This window comes from Bradyrhizobium sp. Crot121, assembly GCF_059512385.1.
This window is the reverse complement of sequence record NZ_JCAMOR010000115.1, coordinates 1-16,674: the sequence shown is the minus strand read 5'-3', so window position 1 is coordinate 16,674 and position 16,674 is coordinate 1. Positions and strand designations below refer to the sequence as shown.

At 60.6% G+C, this 16,674-nt stretch carries 7 protein-coding genes and 10 pseudogenes; 6 read left to right on the top strand and 11 right to left on the bottom strand.

The window, feature by feature from the left end:
- A pseudogene (locus AC5ZGW_RS42445) lies at positions 1–72 on the top strand (peroxiredoxin); the annotation flags it as partial.
- A gap of 6 nt (positions 73–78) precedes the next feature.
- A pseudogene (gene ahpD, locus AC5ZGW_RS42440) lies at positions 79–546 on the top strand (alkylhydroperoxidase, AhpD family); the annotation flags it as partial.
- A gap of 18 nt (positions 547–564) precedes the next feature.
- Here the strand turns inward: ahpD and AC5ZGW_RS42435 are convergent.
- The 5 genes and pseudogenes from AC5ZGW_RS42435 to AC5ZGW_RS42415 form a co-directional block, all read right to left on the bottom strand.
- Positions 565–989 (bottom strand): annotated as a pseudogene (locus AC5ZGW_RS42435) (transposase); the annotation flags it as partial.
- 1,215 nt (positions 990–2,204) lie between these two features.
- A pseudogene (locus tag AC5ZGW_RS42430) lies at positions 2,205–2,693 on the bottom strand (IS630 family transposase); the annotation flags it as partial.
- Between the two features lie 512 nt (positions 2,694–3,205).
- Positions 3,206–3,880 (bottom strand): annotated as a pseudogene (locus AC5ZGW_RS42425) (SDR family oxidoreductase); the annotation flags it as partial.
- A 22-nt stretch (positions 3,881–3,902) separates the two neighbouring features.
- A pseudogene (locus AC5ZGW_RS42420) lies at positions 3,903–5,014 on the bottom strand (IS630 family transposase).
- An 815-nt stretch (positions 5,015–5,829) separates the two neighbouring features.
- Positions 5,830–6,063, bottom strand: coding sequence for a S1/P1 nuclease (locus tag AC5ZGW_RS42415; protein WP_165421509.1), 234 nt, complete (start codon positions 6,061–6,063; stop codon positions 5,830–5,832).
- Between AC5ZGW_RS42415 and AC5ZGW_RS42410 the strand changes: the two genes are divergently transcribed.
- Entirely contained in the window at positions 6,021–6,290 is a 270-nt protein-coding gene (locus tag AC5ZGW_RS42410; protein ID WP_130230717.1) for a hypothetical protein, read from the top strand. The two genes, AC5ZGW_RS42415 and AC5ZGW_RS42410, sit on opposite strands and share 43 nt — an antisense overlap.
- A 127-nt stretch (positions 6,291–6,417) precedes the next feature.
- Here AC5ZGW_RS42410 and AC5ZGW_RS42405 read toward each other — a convergent pair whose 3' ends face one another.
- On the bottom strand, positions 6,418–7,251 hold the full coding sequence (locus AC5ZGW_RS42405; RefSeq protein ID WP_130230715.1) for an IS5 family transposase: 834 nt from the start codon (positions 7,249–7,251) through the stop codon (positions 6,418–6,420).
- A gap of 497 nt (positions 7,252–7,748) precedes the next feature.
- On the opposite strand from AC5ZGW_RS42405, the pseudogene AC5ZGW_RS42400 reads away from it, so the two are divergent.
- Positions 7,749–10,028, top strand: a pseudogene (locus tag AC5ZGW_RS42400) (T3SS effector XopP-like protein).
- A 158-nt stretch (positions 10,029–10,186) separates the two neighbouring features.
- Here the strand turns inward: AC5ZGW_RS42400 and AC5ZGW_RS42395 are convergent.
- From AC5ZGW_RS42395 to AC5ZGW_RS42385, 3 genes and pseudogenes are all read right to left on the bottom strand, one after another.
- Positions 10,187–10,318, bottom strand: a pseudogene (locus AC5ZGW_RS42395) (AhpC/TSA family protein); the annotation flags it as partial.
- A gap of 1,842 nt (positions 10,319–12,160) precedes the next feature.
- Positions 12,161–12,289 (bottom strand): hypothetical protein, encoded by a 129-nt coding sequence (locus tag AC5ZGW_RS42390; RefSeq protein ID WP_283807049.1) that lies wholly within the window; start codon positions 12,287–12,289, stop codon positions 12,161–12,163.
- Positions 12,290–13,159: 870 nt separating this feature from the next.
- Positions 13,160–14,466 (bottom strand): annotated as a pseudogene (locus AC5ZGW_RS42385) (MFS transporter).
- 575 nt (positions 14,467–15,041) lie between these two features.
- Here AC5ZGW_RS42385 and AC5ZGW_RS42380 point away from each other — a divergent pair.
- Positions 15,042–15,203 (top strand): hypothetical protein, encoded by a 162-nt coding sequence (locus tag AC5ZGW_RS42380; RefSeq protein ID WP_165421398.1) that lies wholly within the window; start codon positions 15,042–15,044, stop codon positions 15,201–15,203.
- A 514-nt stretch (positions 15,204–15,717) separates the two neighbouring features.
- On the top strand, positions 15,718–15,990 hold the full coding sequence (locus tag AC5ZGW_RS42375) for a hypothetical protein (RefSeq protein ID WP_130231077.1): 273 nt from the start codon (positions 15,718–15,720) through the stop codon (positions 15,988–15,990).
- Here AC5ZGW_RS42375 and AC5ZGW_RS42370 read toward each other — a convergent pair.
- Complete coding sequence (locus AC5ZGW_RS42370; protein WP_474419581.1) at positions 15,966–16,487, bottom strand: hypothetical protein; 522 nt, start codon at positions 16,485–16,487, stop codon at positions 15,966–15,968. The genes AC5ZGW_RS42375 and AC5ZGW_RS42370 overlap by 25 nt on opposite strands.
- A 73-nt stretch (positions 16,488–16,560) precedes the next feature.
- Positions 16,561–16,674, bottom strand: a pseudogene (locus tag AC5ZGW_RS42365) (ATP-binding protein); the annotation flags it as partial.

Sequence of the window (16,674 nt, the reverse complement as noted above, 5' to 3'; positions counted from 1 at the left end):
GATGCTCTGCAGACCGACGAGCTCTGCCCCTGCAACCGCGAGATCGGCGGCGAAACGCTGAAGGTTGCTTGAGGCATCATGTCAATTGAGCAGTTGATGGACCAGATCCCCGATTTCGCCAAGGACGTCAGACTGAACCTGGCGTCGATGATATCAGATGAGACGCTATCACCGCAGAGGAAACACGGGCTGTTGCTCGCCACCGCAATTGCCGCCCGCAATCCTGTAGTGATCGCCGCAATGGAATCTGCGGTAGCTGTCGTGATGACGCCGGCCGCGGTCGCGGCGGCGAAATCCGCAGCCTCGGTGATGGCGATGAACAACGTCTACTACCGCTTCGTTCACCTCTCCGCCAACCCGGAATACAAGACGATGCCGACGCGGCTACGCATGAACGTCATCGGCAATCCCGGCGTGGACAAGGCCGATTTCGAGCTGTGGTCGCTGGCGGTAAGCGCCATCAACGGCTGCGGGGCCTGCATGGACGCGCATGAGAAGGCGCTGCGGGAGGCCGGCATCAGCACGGCGGTCATCCAGACCGCGGTCGGTCCCGCTCCGCGGGTCCATTTCAGCGGTGGTTGGCGACAAAGAGCGCTTCGTCCGCGCGGTCCCGTATCGACCCGGTGGCGAACACGCTCTCGATGGGATTGGTGGTGCGCAAGTGACCCCAACGTTCGGGAAGAAAATCGTAGAAGGCCAGCAGTGCGTCGCGATCCTTCACCAGGCATTCGACCGCCCAGCCGTACTGGCGCAATACTTCTCGGCGAAGACGTCGATCACCGCTTCGGCGGACGCTCGGTTCGCGCCCAATGGACCTCGCAGAACTCTTCTTGCATGGTGGCCTGCACGGAGAGTGGGACCATGTCCAGGACGTTCACGGTGTTGTGCACCCAGCCTCGCTGGTGGCGTGTGCCGGGAAAGACCTCGTCGAGCGCCTTGTAGAAGTCGCGCTCGCCGGCGCCGATATTGGCCAAACTCGTTGTTATTGATGACGTCATCTGGATTGTTTTGCCAAGCCACGCCTCCCTTAAGGTAGGTCAGCGTGTGGCCCTGCGCGCCAAAAGCGTAACCGAGATGACCGGCGCCAGTTACAAAGACATTTGGGTTTGCCTTGCAGTTTGCGCTCACTATCGTGCCGGAGCCGGCGAGGCAGGTATTTGTGCCGTTGCAGACTGCACCGCTAGCAGTGGGGCCAAACACCGACCTATTCCTCTGCCAGTTGTAGCCGATCCGGCCGCCTGCCAGGAACACAGGAGTATTGACGACGCCATAAACGGACGGACCGTAGGGATTGCTGAAGGGTTTTTGGCCGTAACCACCGTCGACGTGCCCGCCAATACATCCTCCGGACCAGCTCCGCAGGGTCGGTGGCACTTGTGCTGCTGGCCCAAGGGTTCGCCGAATTGGCTGCACCGTTTTCGACCAGCGCAACCGTTGTCGCTCTCCAAGATCGCATCAAACACTCCGCGGCGCTTTCCCGATCCACAACCAAGCGCCTTCGAGCTGGCAATCGGTGATGGCACCGCGAATGAAGCAAGCAGCGTGCCGCTTGGAAATTGGGGTCTCCAGTTACTTGGCGCGCGATGATGTGCGCCGGACCTGATACGAGCGAGCACGCGGATCCTGCTTGCGGCGATCGAGGGCAGCGGCCGGAGTTTCGCAAATCGGATCGTCGGACGGCCGCGCTCCACTCAGCAGGCGCCGGCCACAGCGCGCGGCCTCGGTCTGAGGCTACAACGACTGCTCCTCGGCCCAGTCGAACAATCCTCAATGCACCACTCCCCGCCGCGCTTGTCGAACGAGCCGCAACAGCGTCGCCCGATCGGAACTGCCGCACGGGCCCATCCTTGCCGCCGCGCTGCATGACAAGGAAGCACGTCGCAGAGCGGCGCGCGTCGGGCCGACCAGTTCTGTCATAACTGGCCGAACTGGTGGATACTGCGGGCGCGCTTTTGAGCACCTCTCGCGCGGGGAGGCAGGAGCCCTCCGCAGGCCCGGAATAGATGCCATGCCGATCGTGGGGTCGATAGGAGCGGCGCAGCATGGCCTTGCTGGCCCGGGCCATGCAGCGGCAGTACCGATAGATGCAGTTGCGGATCGCCAACCGGTCCAAAGGTTCCATCAGGATCGCTTCATTCAATCACCAACTATCCCGTCTCCGTAGCTAACACTCCAGTCGGAAAACATTGGTGAGAATGTTCCCTCTAGTGTTCTGCCCCGGAAATTCGCTGACAAAGTCGCGCGAGTTTTTGGAGGATGGAGTCGGCGGCAGCGGTCCACATGAAGGGGCGTGAATTTGCATTGTGGCTGCGGATAAAGCGGTCGATTTTTTTGACGAGATCGGCGGTGGAATCGAACGATCCCCGCCGGATGGCGCGTTGGGTGATGAGCGCGAAGAAGCGTTCGACCTGGTTGAGCCAGGAGGCGTAGGTTGGCGTGAAGTGAATGTGCCAACGCGGACGGCGGGCGAGCCGGGCCCTGACTTTGGGATGCTTGTGAGTGGCGTAGTTGTCGACGATGAGATGGATGTCCAGTTGGGCCGGCACGTTAGCTTCGATATGACGCAGGAAGGCGAGGAACTCCGGGTGGCGATGGCGGGGTTTGCATTGAGCGATGATTGCGCCGTCGAGCACGTTGAGGGCGGCAAACAGGGTGGTCGTGCCATGACGCTGGTAGTCGTCGGTGACGCCTTCGATGTAGCCGAACCCCAACTGCTGGCGCGAACCGCCCGCCTAAATAGTGGCAATTGCGCAGCGTGCTCCTCGCGTGTTGGCCCCATCCGTGCGCCTGCCGCCGACCAGTTCGAAGGTGCCTGCGACCCAGCAAGTGTGGCCCACGCTGGAGCCCAGTTAGCACACGAGAACCCACGGCGCGCATTACGCTATGCCATCCACAAAGCGCTGGTTCGTCGCCTTGTTCAACAAGCGCGCAGTTCTCAATGCTCTTCTCGTCGAGCGTCGTCCCGCTCCCGCGCAGGCAGAACCTGGTCTTCTCGCTCGCTTCACCCAAATGCGGCGCCCGCAAGAGCTCCTTCTGCTCCAGCTGCAAGCACTCTTCGCGCTTTGCGGGCGCCTCCGCTGCTGCTGGCGCCAACTGCGATCCGCCGGAGACGTTACCGTTGGCCATACGGTCCGAAGATCCCGAGAGCTGAGACGGCGAACCGCAGCTTTTTGTTGCCCTGGCTTAGACTGTCAGTTGGTATTCATCAAAAGATATTCTCGGCTGCCTGCCATCTGTGCGGAACGCCGATCGTCAAACCGCCATCGACGACGATCTCGGAACCGGTAAAATAGCTGGACTCGTCGCTGAGTAGGAATAAGGCTGCATGCGACACGTCCTGCGGGCAGCCTGCCCGGCCCAGAGGAATAGGGAAAAGAGAGGGATCGAAACGCTCGGTAGTGGGCGTGGTAATGAAGCCGGGATGAATCGAGTTGACGCGGACGCCAGAGGCGGCTGCCTCCAGCGCAGCAGACTTTGTTATGCCCCGCACGCCGAACTTAGAAGCCGCATAGGCATGAAGCCCGGCAGTGCCCCGCAGCCCCTCGACCGATGAGATGTTGACGATCGAACCGCCGCCCGCGCGCCGAATTGCCGGCAGGGCCGCGCCTGCATTCCGAGGAACACACCGGTTAAATTGACGGCAATGGTTCTATTCCACTGATCGAGCGAGAGCTGCTCGATGGGGGGCCATGCTGGCGATCCCAGCATTGTTGACCAACCCATGCAGCGCGCCGAAGCTGCTTTCGGCGACCGCGACCGCCCTGGCCCACTCCGCCGGCTGGGTGACGTCCTGGCGCACGTAGATGGCGGAAGTGCCTAGTTCAGCAGCGAGAGTTTCCCCTTCTGCGTGAAGAATATCAGTAATTACGACCTTAGCGCTCTCGGCTACTAGTCACGTGAATCTAAAGTTCGCCGCATAAAGTCTGTTGAGCTTTGTGGCAGAAGCGTTTGACGGAAGCCAAAATCTGATCGGCTGACTTGGTCCATTTGAAGGGCTTCGGGTTTCTGTTGTGCAGGTCGATGAAGGTACGGATGTCGGCCTCGAGCTGCCTGACGGAGGTGTGAACACCTCGCTGGATTTGCTTTCTGGTGAGTTCAGCGAACCAGCGCTCGACCTGATTGATCCATGACGCGGAAGTTGGTGTGAAGTGGACATGATAGTGCGGCCGGCGCGCAAGCCACGCTTTGATCTTGCGTGTCTTGTGGGTGGCGTAGTTATCCATGACGATATGGACAGCGAGCCCCTCAGGGATTTGAGCGTCGATCTCTTTGACGAACTTCAAGAATTCGACTGCCCTTTGCCGCTTGTAGCATTTGCCGATGACGAACCCCGAGGCGACGTCGAGCGCGGCAAAAAGCGAGGTCGTACCGTGCCGCACATAGCTGTGCGTGCGCCGTTCCGGCACGCCAGGCATCATCGGCAAGACCGGCTGCTCGCGATCGAGCGCCTGAATCTGGCTTTTCTCATCGATGCTGAGGACGAGCGCACGGTTCGGTGGGGATAGATAAAGGCCGACGATATCGCGCACCTTGTCGACGAACAGCGGATCGCTCGACAGCTTGAATGTCTGGCTGCGGTGCGGCTGCAAGCCGAACGCCGTCCACATTCGGCGGATCGTGGTGTGAGAGAAGCCGGTTTCCGCCGCCATCGAGCGGATCGACCAGTGCCTCGCGTCGGCTGGCGTCGTCCGCAGCGTCCGCTCGATCACGGCGGCAACCTGATCGTCGTTGATGGTGCGAGCACGGCCAGGTCGCGCTTCGTCAAGCAGGCCATCACAGCGATCCTTCAAAAACCGGCGACGCCACTTACCAACGGTATGTTCGTGAAGGCCGAGTTCGGCAGCTACGGACTTGCTTGGCAAGCCATCCGCACACCGCAGGATCGCACGGCATCGCTCAGATAGCGACCGGGCTACGCGATGACGACGAACTTGTCTCTCCAAGTACGCCCGCTCCTGCGCACTCAGCACTAACGGCGCGATCGGCCCCGGCCTCGCTCACCTGCATTCGCCACTCGCACTCTCCTCTGTAGAGATTCGAGCTATCAACTAATGTGACGAACTTGCGTTCCAGATGACTAGCAGGCGCGCATGAGCTGCACCCAGCCCGCGAGCTCCGCCGGTCACCAGAATGACCTTCTCGTTCATACGTCCCATGGCCTGATGTCCTTGCTCGCTCATTGATTGATGCGCTGTCAGTAGGGAGATCAGCTCGAGCCCATCTTTCTCCCGACCCATCCTATGCCATGTGCATGGCGGCTTCCCCAAAGCCTTCGTCTCGTCCAAACGGACGATCTTCCTGCCCGACCGTCCGCCGTCGTTGAGGAGATAGGGCGCTGCTTTCGACCGGCAATGCAGGCTCGCAGCGAAAAGGCGTTCGCCCTGCTGCGTTGGATTAAGCTTTGACGAGAGGAGAGCAAAGCACATAAGTTCTCCGGCGTGCAGCGGCTGGAGATTGAATGTTTCGAATCGGCGCGCCGATGATGGCGCGCGGAAATCCAGCTAGATCTGATTGTGAGGTAAAGCTCCCGCGATCGTTAGGTGCTGGATCAATGACGCAAGCCCCTCAGGAGCGCAGCCACCCGGTCGATCTCGCCTCCTTGCGTTTCTGATCATAAATAGCACAGCACGGCATTGATGTGAATCAATCGAGCAAGTCATACGCACGCGCTCGCGGAAGAGAAAAAAATGCGCCCGATCAGGACGGGGTGCACGAGGGTTGCAGCGTTGGTCGCCGCCAGGGAAGCCGACATCTAGTGCGCGCTTGGTCTGCCCGCCCTTCATCGAACCAGAGTTGCGCGAGGTCATCATCCGGATCGTAGGTTGATCATCATCCGGTATCCACGAAATGCCATCCTGCCGTATCCTTATGGTCGGCACGGTACTCGTCAGCCCAACTGGCGATCGAAGCAAGTGTTACGTTGGGGTGATCAAGAGCAGGAGCTTCCTGCGCAAGCAGGCCCTCGATTTTGCCGAGCGTGGCGGGATCGAGCCGTCGCCGTGCGATCTCGCGACAATTGCATGGCCTTCCTGCCCCAGGACCAGGCCTGCGAGACCGACACAACGAGCACGAGCCACGCGAGCCAGACAGCTCTCATAGCCTTTGCCCACAGCCTTCAGCTCGATCTACCACAAGTCGTGCGCCTTCATGATTGCAACTACATCCGGGCGAGAGGTCGAAATACCATGCGCAAGACCAAACATCGCGGCATCGGTCGCGTCGCCGCCGATTTCCTGCTCAATCTGATCGCCTATAATCTGATCCGCATCCCCAAACTGGCTGCAGCCTAGCCAGCCCAGACCTAGCCTCCCGGACGCGCCAGCCCAACGAGGCCTCCGCAACAGAAAAAAAACGCTTCATTCCTCACGTTTTTCAGCAGACTGCTAGCGCCTCCTCAGAGTCTGACTCAAAAAGCGGTCAGCATTTGGAGGGCGTGGCGAGGCGTCGGGTGAGGAGCCTGACGTGGGCAATGAGAAGCCAGGCGACTTCGGTGGCGGCGGAGCCCTCGAAGTCTCTGGCGAGGCGTCGGCATCTTCCGAACCAGGCGAAGGTGCGTTCGACGACCCAGCGTCGAGGCAAGAGCTGGAAGCCTTTGACCCCGGGCGGGCGCTGAACGATTTCGATGGTCCACGGCCCGCAATGGGAGAGCGCTTCCACGAGCTGTTTTCCGCGATAAACCCGGTCCGCAAAGACGTGACGCAGCTTGGGAAAGCGATCTCGCACGCGCTCCAGCAGGGGGACCGCACCATGGACATCCTGAACATTGGCGGGATGAACGTGGACGGCCAGCAGAAGACCGTTGGTATCGGTGACGATGTGCCGTTTGCGTCCATGAACCCGTTTGCCCGGATCGAAGCCACGCGGTCCGCCGGCTTGTGTCGTCGAAGCACTTTGGCTGTCGATGACGGCTGCCGTCGGTGTCAGCTTGCGGCCGAGTTTTCGCCGCGCCTGTCGCACCAGAGCCCTGACGATCCTGTGCCACCTGCCGGTATCGCGCCAAGCATAAAAATAGCTCTGGACCGTCGAGTACGGCGGGAACTCGCTTGGCAAAGCCCGCCACTGGCAGCCGGTGGACAAAATGTAGAAGATCGCCTGCACCACCTCGCGCAAATCGACCTGCCGCGGTCGCCCGAGCCGCCGTCGCCGCGGCATCTTCCGGGCAATCAGCGCCCACTCCGCATCGGTCAGATCGCTTGCGTAACGCAGTCCACTACGCTGATACTGAACACGAGTGATTTTGGTCCACGGCATCGTGCCCTCCCTCGAATCTTCGCAAATCCGAAGGAATCACAGCCGACCGAAATCACTCACTCCTTTTTTCAGTCAGGCTCTCAGGGAGGACGACAGAAGGCCTTAAGAGAAAGCATCAGTTTCCGGCCAGAACGTTGCAGAACGCCATATCCAGCCTCCGGAATTCGTTACCGCCTTCGGCAGCCTTGGCACTGGATCTCGTATAGGTCCGAAGATGCGCGTACAGGTGCTCCCATGAATGGTAGTTCGCAATCTCATGGGACCTCCGTTATCCGCCCCGGCTTTGCGCGATGAGATGGATTCGCAATCTGCCGGGCTCTCGAACCCGGTCCTCAAACGTGCTGCATATGAGCTTCACCAGGGCAGCTTCCATGGAATTGGAACGATGGTCATTCGGATTTTCTTGTGCGTCCGGGAGAACGACCTTCGTCAGCCAATCGTCAGCCAGGTGCTCTATCTAGATAGGCTGCGCATTCTCGACTGTATCGGAGATGAATATGACGGGCATTGGCCGACCTGGCAAATCGCACGTTGGGACTGCAGGAGCCGACAGCGCGGGGGGATCAAGCAATGCGCCCTCGGATTCCAGTCTCGCCCCTGGGGAAGGCAGCCAATCTTTCGACTCCGTCCTGGAGCGGATGCGCTCCGGGCCTCAAGGTGCAACGGCGCCACTCGCCAGCCACCCGCCAACATCGCGTCTGGCAGTCCCCGTTTCCTCGAGGGGCGACGAGATCAAAGCAACAAAGCGGAAAATGGACAGCCTGCTTGAGGAATTTGAGGCTTGTCGTAATGCGGCCAAGCAAGTCCAGGACTCGTCACAGGCGCAAGAGCTGATCGATCAAGTCGTCAAGGCAGGCTCAACAGTTCTGGAGTACTACGCGAGTCTGCCCCCAGATTTGGCACGTAGCATTGTGCCCGACGATCAGGCTCGCCGAATCCGCGACGTGGCACTCGAGGCGGCGGACGAATGCAACATGCTGGCCACCCGGACCATCTACGCCTTGGAGAAGAGCAGGAAGGGTGCGGCATCCGTGCTCGACGCGCTCCGCAAATCCAACGCTTCGCCCGACCAGCTCAGCCGAGCGGTTTCCACTGTGGCGAAACAGTACTTGGCCTGCATAGAGTGGTGGGGAAAGAAGGCATTGCGCTCGGAACGGATGCAGTCCGTCTGCGCGGCCACCGCCAACCTACCAAGTACAACGCCCCGGATGCGGCAGGGCGAAGAGGCGGCACTGCGGCTGCACGCCGGCTGGGCACTCAATACGAAGTGCATGCATCTGCAATCGCGGATCGCTCTCGCGCAGTTCATGATTGAGCAGCAGGCGAGCGAGTTCGAACCAGCCGTGAGAAAAATCCTCATTGGTGAGAACGGGCGGGCGCGTCTGCTCGGAACCTTCATCGAGGATGTTTTTCCGGCATTCGTCTCGACGTCCGACGCTGTTCTATACAGCAAAGGACAGGCACTCGACGCAGAGCACTGCGCCGTTCTGGAAGGAGTCATGGAGCGGCTTTCGGAATTTGCGTCGGCGTCGCAGGACGACATCGTTGCCAAGCTAAGCGACGTTGGAACAGGTGCCCACCTCCCAGTGGAACTGTTGGACCAGATCGTGGAAGGCGCGTGGCTCACTGCGAACGAGGTCATGCGGTTTCTGGCAGTGCAGCCGAAGATGCCGGCCAACATCGCACCGCCGGCCGAGGCTGGAGCTTCGACACCGGCGAGCACTACCGGCAGGGCTGTTGCGGCCGAAGGCACTGCAGCGCGCAGGAAGGGGAAAGGCAAGCGCACGCCCGCCGCTTGCGCCGGGAGTTCGGCGGCTGGGCGGCCGGAGCCGCAGGTCGCGACCGCCGGCATTGGCACGGCGCCAGCAGCCAAGGTTCTCGTGCTCTCCGATCTGGGTACGAAGAAACTCGCGAGCGCGGAGGAGGCACATGCGAGGGCGTCATCGTCGGCGACCGGACACTTGGCGATGTGGCAGGCTCCCCCGTCGAAGGAGGCACTGACGCGAGTACTCAAGCGGTTGGACGAACTTTTGCAATTCGATCTGCCCGGTCAGCAAAGGGCCATCTCGCAAGCGCGCCAGATGAAACCCGAGGACGCCGACCACATCGTGGACACCGTCGTCGAGCGCCTGCAGAAGCAGGCCGCCGAGATGCAGGCCTGTGTAGCCGCGTTGGAGGAGCCTCGTCGACGCGGCCTACTCACGCCTGCGCAAGTGAGCGAAGTGCACAACAAATTAAACCGGCTCAAGGTGATGTTGTCCGAGGCACAGGGGCTGGCAAAGACTTTGCAGGACCGAAAGGCCAAAATCAGGATCGATTGCATGAAGACCTACGCCTTTCCGTCGCAGAAGTACCTTGAAGAGCTGCGGGCGGCTGAGGAGTTGGCGCCTGCGGATCTACCGCGCGCGTTGAAGGGCGAGCCAGGGACGCTGTTCGAGATCAAGCTGCAGGGTAAGGCACGGCGCAATGGTGCGATGCCCAGTCCGATGTGGGTGCACATTCATACGAAACGGCCGGTACATGCCTGGCAGTTGGCGACGCTGGATGACGCCGACTTCGCCGCTTGCCACGTGAAGTCGAATGAACAGCGCGGCTACAATCGGCACTGGCAGAACGCCCGAGCTGCGACGGGTCACTAGAACGTCGTGATCCATCGCGGCAAGCTAACGCCTGCATTCTGTAAGTCCTTGTTGAGCACCGCAGTTAGCGGCCACCCACCCTATTGGCTTGCCGAGGCGGAGCACCGGTCGACGCAGGTTGCTCGACACGGGATGTAGTTGGGGTATGGCACGACAATCACGGAGGGCGTATTGCCTTATGAGTCGGTGACATCGCGCTTTGGCCGGAGAACAAGCCATTCTTGTCGTGTGGCAGGCTCGTACCATCTCAGCCCAGGACAAGATGGCAGGATTGCACGCCAAAACACGCTAGCATGTTAGGCTGCAACTCGGGAGGCGGCCGACATCAGCTCTTCGGGGCTCGGCCGCCCGAAGATGCGATGGCCGCCTTCGGGAACTTCGGTAAAGCTCCAGCGCACAATCCCCTCCCGGTCGATCAGGGAATTCCCCAAAGAAGAATTTCGTAAGAATAACTCTGCCGCTTGCTGGGCAGGACTTTTGCTTGGCTCTGGCTAAGCGAAGCCAAATGATGCAGCGTGGTCTCGACTGGACGCACCGCCTCCGCAAGATCGCCGATGACACCTGGCACGTCTCCGCGGATACCCCGACCAAGGCGGCCTTACTCCGCCAGCTTTGTTTCGATGTACGCGTTCGGCGAAGGAGCGGCGATCCCCCATTACCGCATTGGCGTGGGCCTGAATGTGTTGCTGAACAAACCGAAGGCCGCTCTTGTGGGCCCTCGGCAGGGTGACATCCCAGTATTCGTTAATGGCCCTCTCAGCCAACGGGATGCGGTTCAGATCGCCTTAGCGATCAACCTGCGCAGGATTCCTAAGCAAGTTTCCAAGTGGGGCATCGGTCGAAGACTTATTGATTTTCGAGTCTCTCGGCGTGTTCTGCGAGCTTTTGCCATTCATCGGCGAGGCGTTGCCACGACTCCTTGTCGAGCGGGCGGCTCGCTCGCTCCGCCTGCGCACGGCAATCCTCGGCCTTGGCGCGGTAATAGGCTGAGTTATTTCGAGGCATATTCCGCTCCAGGTCATGTGCCCCGGCGCGACCGTTGGGCGCGCCGGGGCAGTGCTCCCTCTCGGCCGACCGTGGGGTCAGGGGGCTGAAGCTCGATCAGCAAAGAGGTCGCACATGAGCAAAGGCATCTCAGTGAACTGCTGGAGCCTGAGAATGTCGCCTTCGTCAGGCTCACTCCTGCAGGCGTCTTCGGTTGAAGCGAGCACCGGTAGCTGTGCGAGCCTCGGCCATTCATCGGAACGCCGCAGTAGTCGCTGTTTGTCGATCGGACCAGCCGTCTTTGCACTGCTGCCGACATTGCTCGGCTCGCGCGGATGATTTCTGCATGATCAGCCATAGCATCTCGTAGCTCTCAATGGCCCGAAGGGCCACTCGGCCTATCAGCAACGTAGCGCGGCTAATTCACTTTGGCTTTGATTTAGATCACCTTCCCGCGATGGTCGCAGCCCGCTGCAAGGGTCGGTTGCTGCCCTTCACACCCGTAGCAGTTACAGCAGGATTCCAGCACCGCCCGCACGGCAAGCCGCGGTAAGACAGCGGTGTCCGATTGGCCCCGGCGGCCAGAGCCAGTATCTTTTCGGCTAGGCATGCCTTCAACGATGACGTCCGCTTTGCTTCGGGCACCATCCGGACAGCATCGTCCAGCACACCTCGCAGCACGACACACGCTTTAACTTGCGGCTCATGGCGCTACTCCAGCAAGACAAAATCTGTCCATGCCGGCTCCAGCCTGCCCAGCCGGTGGTCCGGAGGCAGGCCCCGCGGAACTTGGCCTCCGATGGGCCTCTTTCGCCGAGTGAGCGGGGCCGTCGGTTTTTGGGGACAGGTCACATCGGCGAGTACAAAAAATGTGAGTCGGTCATGTGACAGGCGCTTGCGGACGCCAGTTGACGCCCCTGATGTCGGAAGCTCCAGGCCGCGCTGTCGTCGGCTGGCGTTCGCCACACACGAACAGCCCCTTCGCGGGATCCCCCGCGCAAGGTGTCAGTGCCGTCGGCGGGTGCTGCCTGAAAGTTGGTGGTTAGGCTGGCGGGCTACCCACCTAGCCCGATTGTCGAACAGGCGTCCGCAAACACCGTAATTTAAGGGGTTACCGGGGATGTCGCGGCCGGAGCCTTGGGCGGTCTTCCATTCCGCTTCAGGCCCCGTGTTGTTTTCGCGGCAACCTCCTGCGCGCTCACGCGCTCGCCGGCCAAAATCCTCGCCTCGAACTCACGACGTGCCGCTTCTTGCAGCGCGCTACGCGACAGCGCGACCAGCACCGCCTAACGTTCGACCTTGGCCGCAAGGTCTTTGCGGTCCGCATAGCGGCGGGCAACGCGCATCAATTGCGACACCTTCGTCGGCTCGGTCAGGTCGAAGGTGTGGCGCCACGATGTGCCCGAATTCGGCATTGCGCGGCGTGTTATCGCGGAATCTCGTCGACCAAGGGAAAGAACGTCGCGAGGGAGAATTCACGATTCCGACCGCCGCCTGTCGCTGGCGACGAACGCTCGGACGCCGTGGGAGCTCGTCATTTCGCGCCACGCGGCGTCCTCGAAGTGACCGTTGGCCTCGATCTCGGCCCGCTCCAGCTCATCCCGAAGGCGTCTGTTGGCGACACGACTAGCCTTCACCGCAGCCGTGTACCCGATGGTCGCGAGGCGGATTTCCGACGGGCTCAGCGAGGAGCCCAGATGCGCCACCCTCGGTCGCTGTCGACGCGCTCGCAAACGCCTTGTTTTGCGGTGTTTGCGGAGGCGCTGACGACATTCGGGCTGGGGGTGTGCCCAACAGCGGTTTTTGGTCCGTAGAAGCGGCCAAGGACGCCGTGACGCTTCAGTGCACGGAACTCGATCTTGCAGGCCGGTCGAGAGCAAACGAGCTGGTGGCCGGCGTTGCGCGCCATCGAGCCTTCGCAGACCAGACACCTCGCAGCGTAGAACATCCTCCAGCAACCACGACAGCAGAACGACGAGTGCGGGTTCTCGGTCGGATGGGGAAGCTTGGTGCGGCAGCGGCGGCAGTATGTCCGGGCCTCCGTCATGCCGCGGCCCCGACAAGGTTTTGGTTTGCAAAGAGGGTGTAAGCCTTTGATGCGGATGGCCGGACAATCGCCCCGGCCCTTTAATTGCGAGGTGTTGCCAAGCTTCCATTCTTTGTCTCCAGTGGCACGATGGTAGCGATCACTTCGTCGGAGCTGGTCGGGGTTGCGGAGACGGGGTGATCGCGGGTGACGAGAGAATCGCCAACCGGAACTGGCTGAGGCCGGTCTCTTTAACGGGTCAACTTGATCGCGTTGATGTCGCAGCTGGGGTCATGGTCCTTTCCGAGGTCGCGGGCGGTGCGGTCTCGGGCATCATCAGCATGGCACAGAGCCCGGCCGCGCTGGCGACAAGCATGTACCAGGCGGGCGCCAGCGCGTTCCCGGTAACGTGGATCAGCCAGGTGACGACGACTTGCGCTGTGCCTCCGAAGATCGCGATCGCAAAAGCGTAAATCGTCGCGAAGGCGCCATCGCGAATGTTCTTGGGCAAACCTTCGGCCATACTCACATAGAAGGCGCTATTCGGAATCGCTCCGATCAGGGTGAGCGCGCCGAGGCCTCCGAGAAGTGCGAGGGCACTGCGGCTCTCTGTGATCCACAAAAGCACCGGATAGATCATCAGGAACGCAGCGATCTGCGGCCAGATCATGATGTGCCGGCGTCCGGCCAGATCCGCGAGCCAACCGCCCAGCAGGGCGGCAGCATTTCCTACCGTGTTGCTGATGAGCGTGGTGGCAAAGGCGAGAGGCGCAGAAACTTGCAGGGTGTTCAGCGCATAGGTGGATATTGCGGGACGTAGGTAATAATCGTGCAGCTCGCCAAAATGACGAATCCCAAGCTCATGATGCGGCGAGCGGCAGGCGATCTTACAGTCTGGACGAGGAGAGCCGGGGCTTCGGGGCGGTGCAACGTTTCCGACAGGGCGCTCCGCAACCAAAGTCCGAACGGCAGCGTACCGGCGCCGAGCAAAAGCGCGATCCGCCATCGGTACGCATTGAGTGCCTCGGTTGTCATGGTGAGGGAGAGTATTTCTCCAACCAACGCTCCGGCGGTCGCAGCTATCTGTTGGCTGGCAGGTTGAAACGAGACAGCAAGACCGCGGGCTTCGGCCGGGGCCGCTTCTATCAAATAGGCGGTAGTCGGACCGACTTCACCTCCGAGAGCGAAGCCCTGCACCAAACGTGCGAAAATGGTTAGTAAGGGAGCAGCAATTCCTATTGTCTCGTAGGAGGGCGTAACAGCCAACACCAGGATCGCGGCGCTCATCGTGGCAAAGCTGGCGCTCATCGCGGGCCGGCGCCCGATCCGAGTACGAGCCGAGCACGATGGCCCCGATCGGTCTGGTTACAAAACCTGCGCCAAACGTCACGAGCGACAGCATGAGGCTGCGAACGGGTCGCTCGTCGGGAAGAACGCCTCACCGATCTGGATCGCGAAAACGCTATAGGTCCCGAAGTCGTAGAATTCGAGAATATTGCCGATCGTGGCGCCCAACTCGGCGCGGCTGGTCAAACGGTCGTCTGCTGCAACGAGGACCGGCTCCAGCCTCTTCCGAGTTAAATTGCCTGGTCATCCTCGATCCGCCTTAAGCGCGATCGCTGGCCGAGCATTTTCGACCAGCCAGGTCGCGCACGTCGCATTCCACTTGCCTCACGCACCCTCTATCTTGACGTGGCCGGCCCGCGCGCCAGTGCTCACATGTGGCCTGAAGCATGTCATGACGAAGCTCATGATAATGAGTGCATAAACATGCCTGCCTTTTGCGGGCACATTCAAGCCCTGAACTGATTGCGGCAATCGCCAGCAAAGATGAGTAACGAACGCGCTGCAATTTTTCGGCGCGCGCGTTCATTGCGCTCCTTTGCATTGGCGAGTTTGCGACAACATTGGAGGGCGCCGAACGTGGTAGTGCCTGCTTTCACACCCAACGGCCACCGCGCGTGCATGCTGCCTTCAGCTCGGCTGCGTGCGCGGACGCGTCAGGCGATTGGCCCGGCTTTTGCTCCGTTGCTTGGCAGTTGCGTGCAGCCGCCGCTGTGTCGGGATTGTCTCCTGCACAATACAGAATCGCCGCGCGATCAGAGAAAATAAGGAGCTCGCATTGCTCATGGACCATGAAAATGACCGACATCATCCCGGCGCCGCAGACATCAGGCGGTGATATCCGGGCGCGGCGCGCCTCGGCTCAGCGGGGCGTAAATGCCAAGCGTGATGCGCCAGAGTTTGAGGTTAAGGAAGTTGAATCAAAGGCATCAGCGACGGCGATGACGCGCCTTTCGTGAGCGGATTTGAATTTCATCAAGGACCCGGAGCAAACAGCGTTCCTTTCATCTTGAAGCGCTGCCGTTTGGGTTATGGCCGCGAAGTCGCGCGGCCAATGTGTAACCAATCACGGGCCGCTCCGCTCGCGCGTTGACGTGCCCACGCGCTCGAAGTTGGACGGCAAAGCACGCTTGCAATCGATGCCTCGAATAGAATGTGTAGTATGAAGACGAAGACAATTACGACCATCGTGCTTGCGGTTAATGCGTTGCTGGGTTCGCCCAGTAGGGCCGTTGAAAGTTACGATGTCACGGATTCGAACGGCGTGCCCTTCATACGGGCACGGATATTCGGCACCGGCGACGGCCCTTTTTGTTGCCGAGCAGGCGACGCGCGGCCTTCATTGCGGAATTTGCCGCAATGGGAAATAGATCATTCGCTTGCGGCGATCCAGCATTGGGCTGAAATCATCAACGTCACGCCGGGTCAGTCGCCGGCCATCGTCAACATCGGCGGGATTAACGGTTACACCGCATGGGCCTCTGTCCCGACGGCGGCACCAAGGTGCAGGCGGCACTCACGCGTCAAGATCCGGGCGAACTGCACTACGGCGCGCATGGCATGGTTGAGATCGGCGAGATGGGGTTCTCATCCGATGCCTACATCCCGTCGCAATTACCGACGACGCCGAAGATCGGTCTTGTACCCGTTATGATTCATGAGTTGGCCCATCAGTTGGGAATTGCCAGTACAAAGATTCGCCATTTTCTCCTGAGGCGACATCACCGTATTTCCCTGAATCGATAAATGCCTGGACCGACCATTTGCACGATGACAATGGCAAACAAGCGAAGCCTGGATAGGCAATCTATTGTACCGGCTGCGCGAACCCGCAAGCTGACGACGTTTTCGACCTGAGCCGCGATCAGGGCTATTTCGCAGGCCGGCATGTGAGTAAAGTACTGGCCCGTGCCATGCCAGGTATCCCGGTGCGAGTGATGACTGAGGATGGTCGGCACGAAAGCCTGATGAGCCACCAGCAATACCGGAATTATACCTCCCTCATGGAGGCGGAGCTCGCCGCGTTGCAGGACATGGGCCACAGCATCGATCGGCGCAATTCCTTCGGTTACTCGATCTACGGCAACGGTCAGAATCTGGTAAACGACAATCCCTTCTTCGCTCGTAATGCTAACCGTACCGCCTATCTGCCTAATACATACAACACGGCCAGGCTCGGATTGGGACTGCACGTCTATGGCAGCGGCAACACTGTGGTCCAGCGCGCCGACCTGCTTTCGCAAGGAGCAGGGGGCGCCGGCATCCGCGTCGATGGCGAAAACAATCAGATCATAATCCCGTCCGGGACCCGCGTCTATGCGGACGGCGCCTTGGAGCGGACGTGCCCCCCACGGGGTCGCCAAAGACCTCACCCCATTCGGCGAAGCCGCGATTGGAGGTGAGGATCATGGCGCCACGCTCGTAGCGAGC

Bases quoted from the DNA above. Each gene is read 5' to 3' on its own strand.
- AC5ZGW_RS42390 (WP_283807049.1), bottom strand. From the start codon at position 12,289: ATGCCGAATTCGGGCACATCGTGGCGCCACACCTTCGACCTGACCGAG.
- AC5ZGW_RS42405 (WP_130230715.1), bottom strand. From the start codon at position 7,251: ATGCCGTGGACCAAAATCACTCGTGTTCAGTATCAGCGTAGTGGACTG.
- AC5ZGW_RS42375 (WP_130231077.1), top strand. From the start codon at position 15,718: ATGGGCCTCTGTCCCGACGGCGGCACCAAGGTGCAGGCGGCACTCACG.
- AC5ZGW_RS42380 (WP_165421398.1), top strand. From the start codon at position 15,042: ATGACCGACATCATCCCGGCGCCGCAGACATCAGGCGGTGATATCCGG.
- AC5ZGW_RS42410 (WP_130230717.1), top strand. From the start codon at position 6,021: ATGGCCTTCCTGCCCCAGGACCAGGCCTGCGAGACCGACACAACGAGC.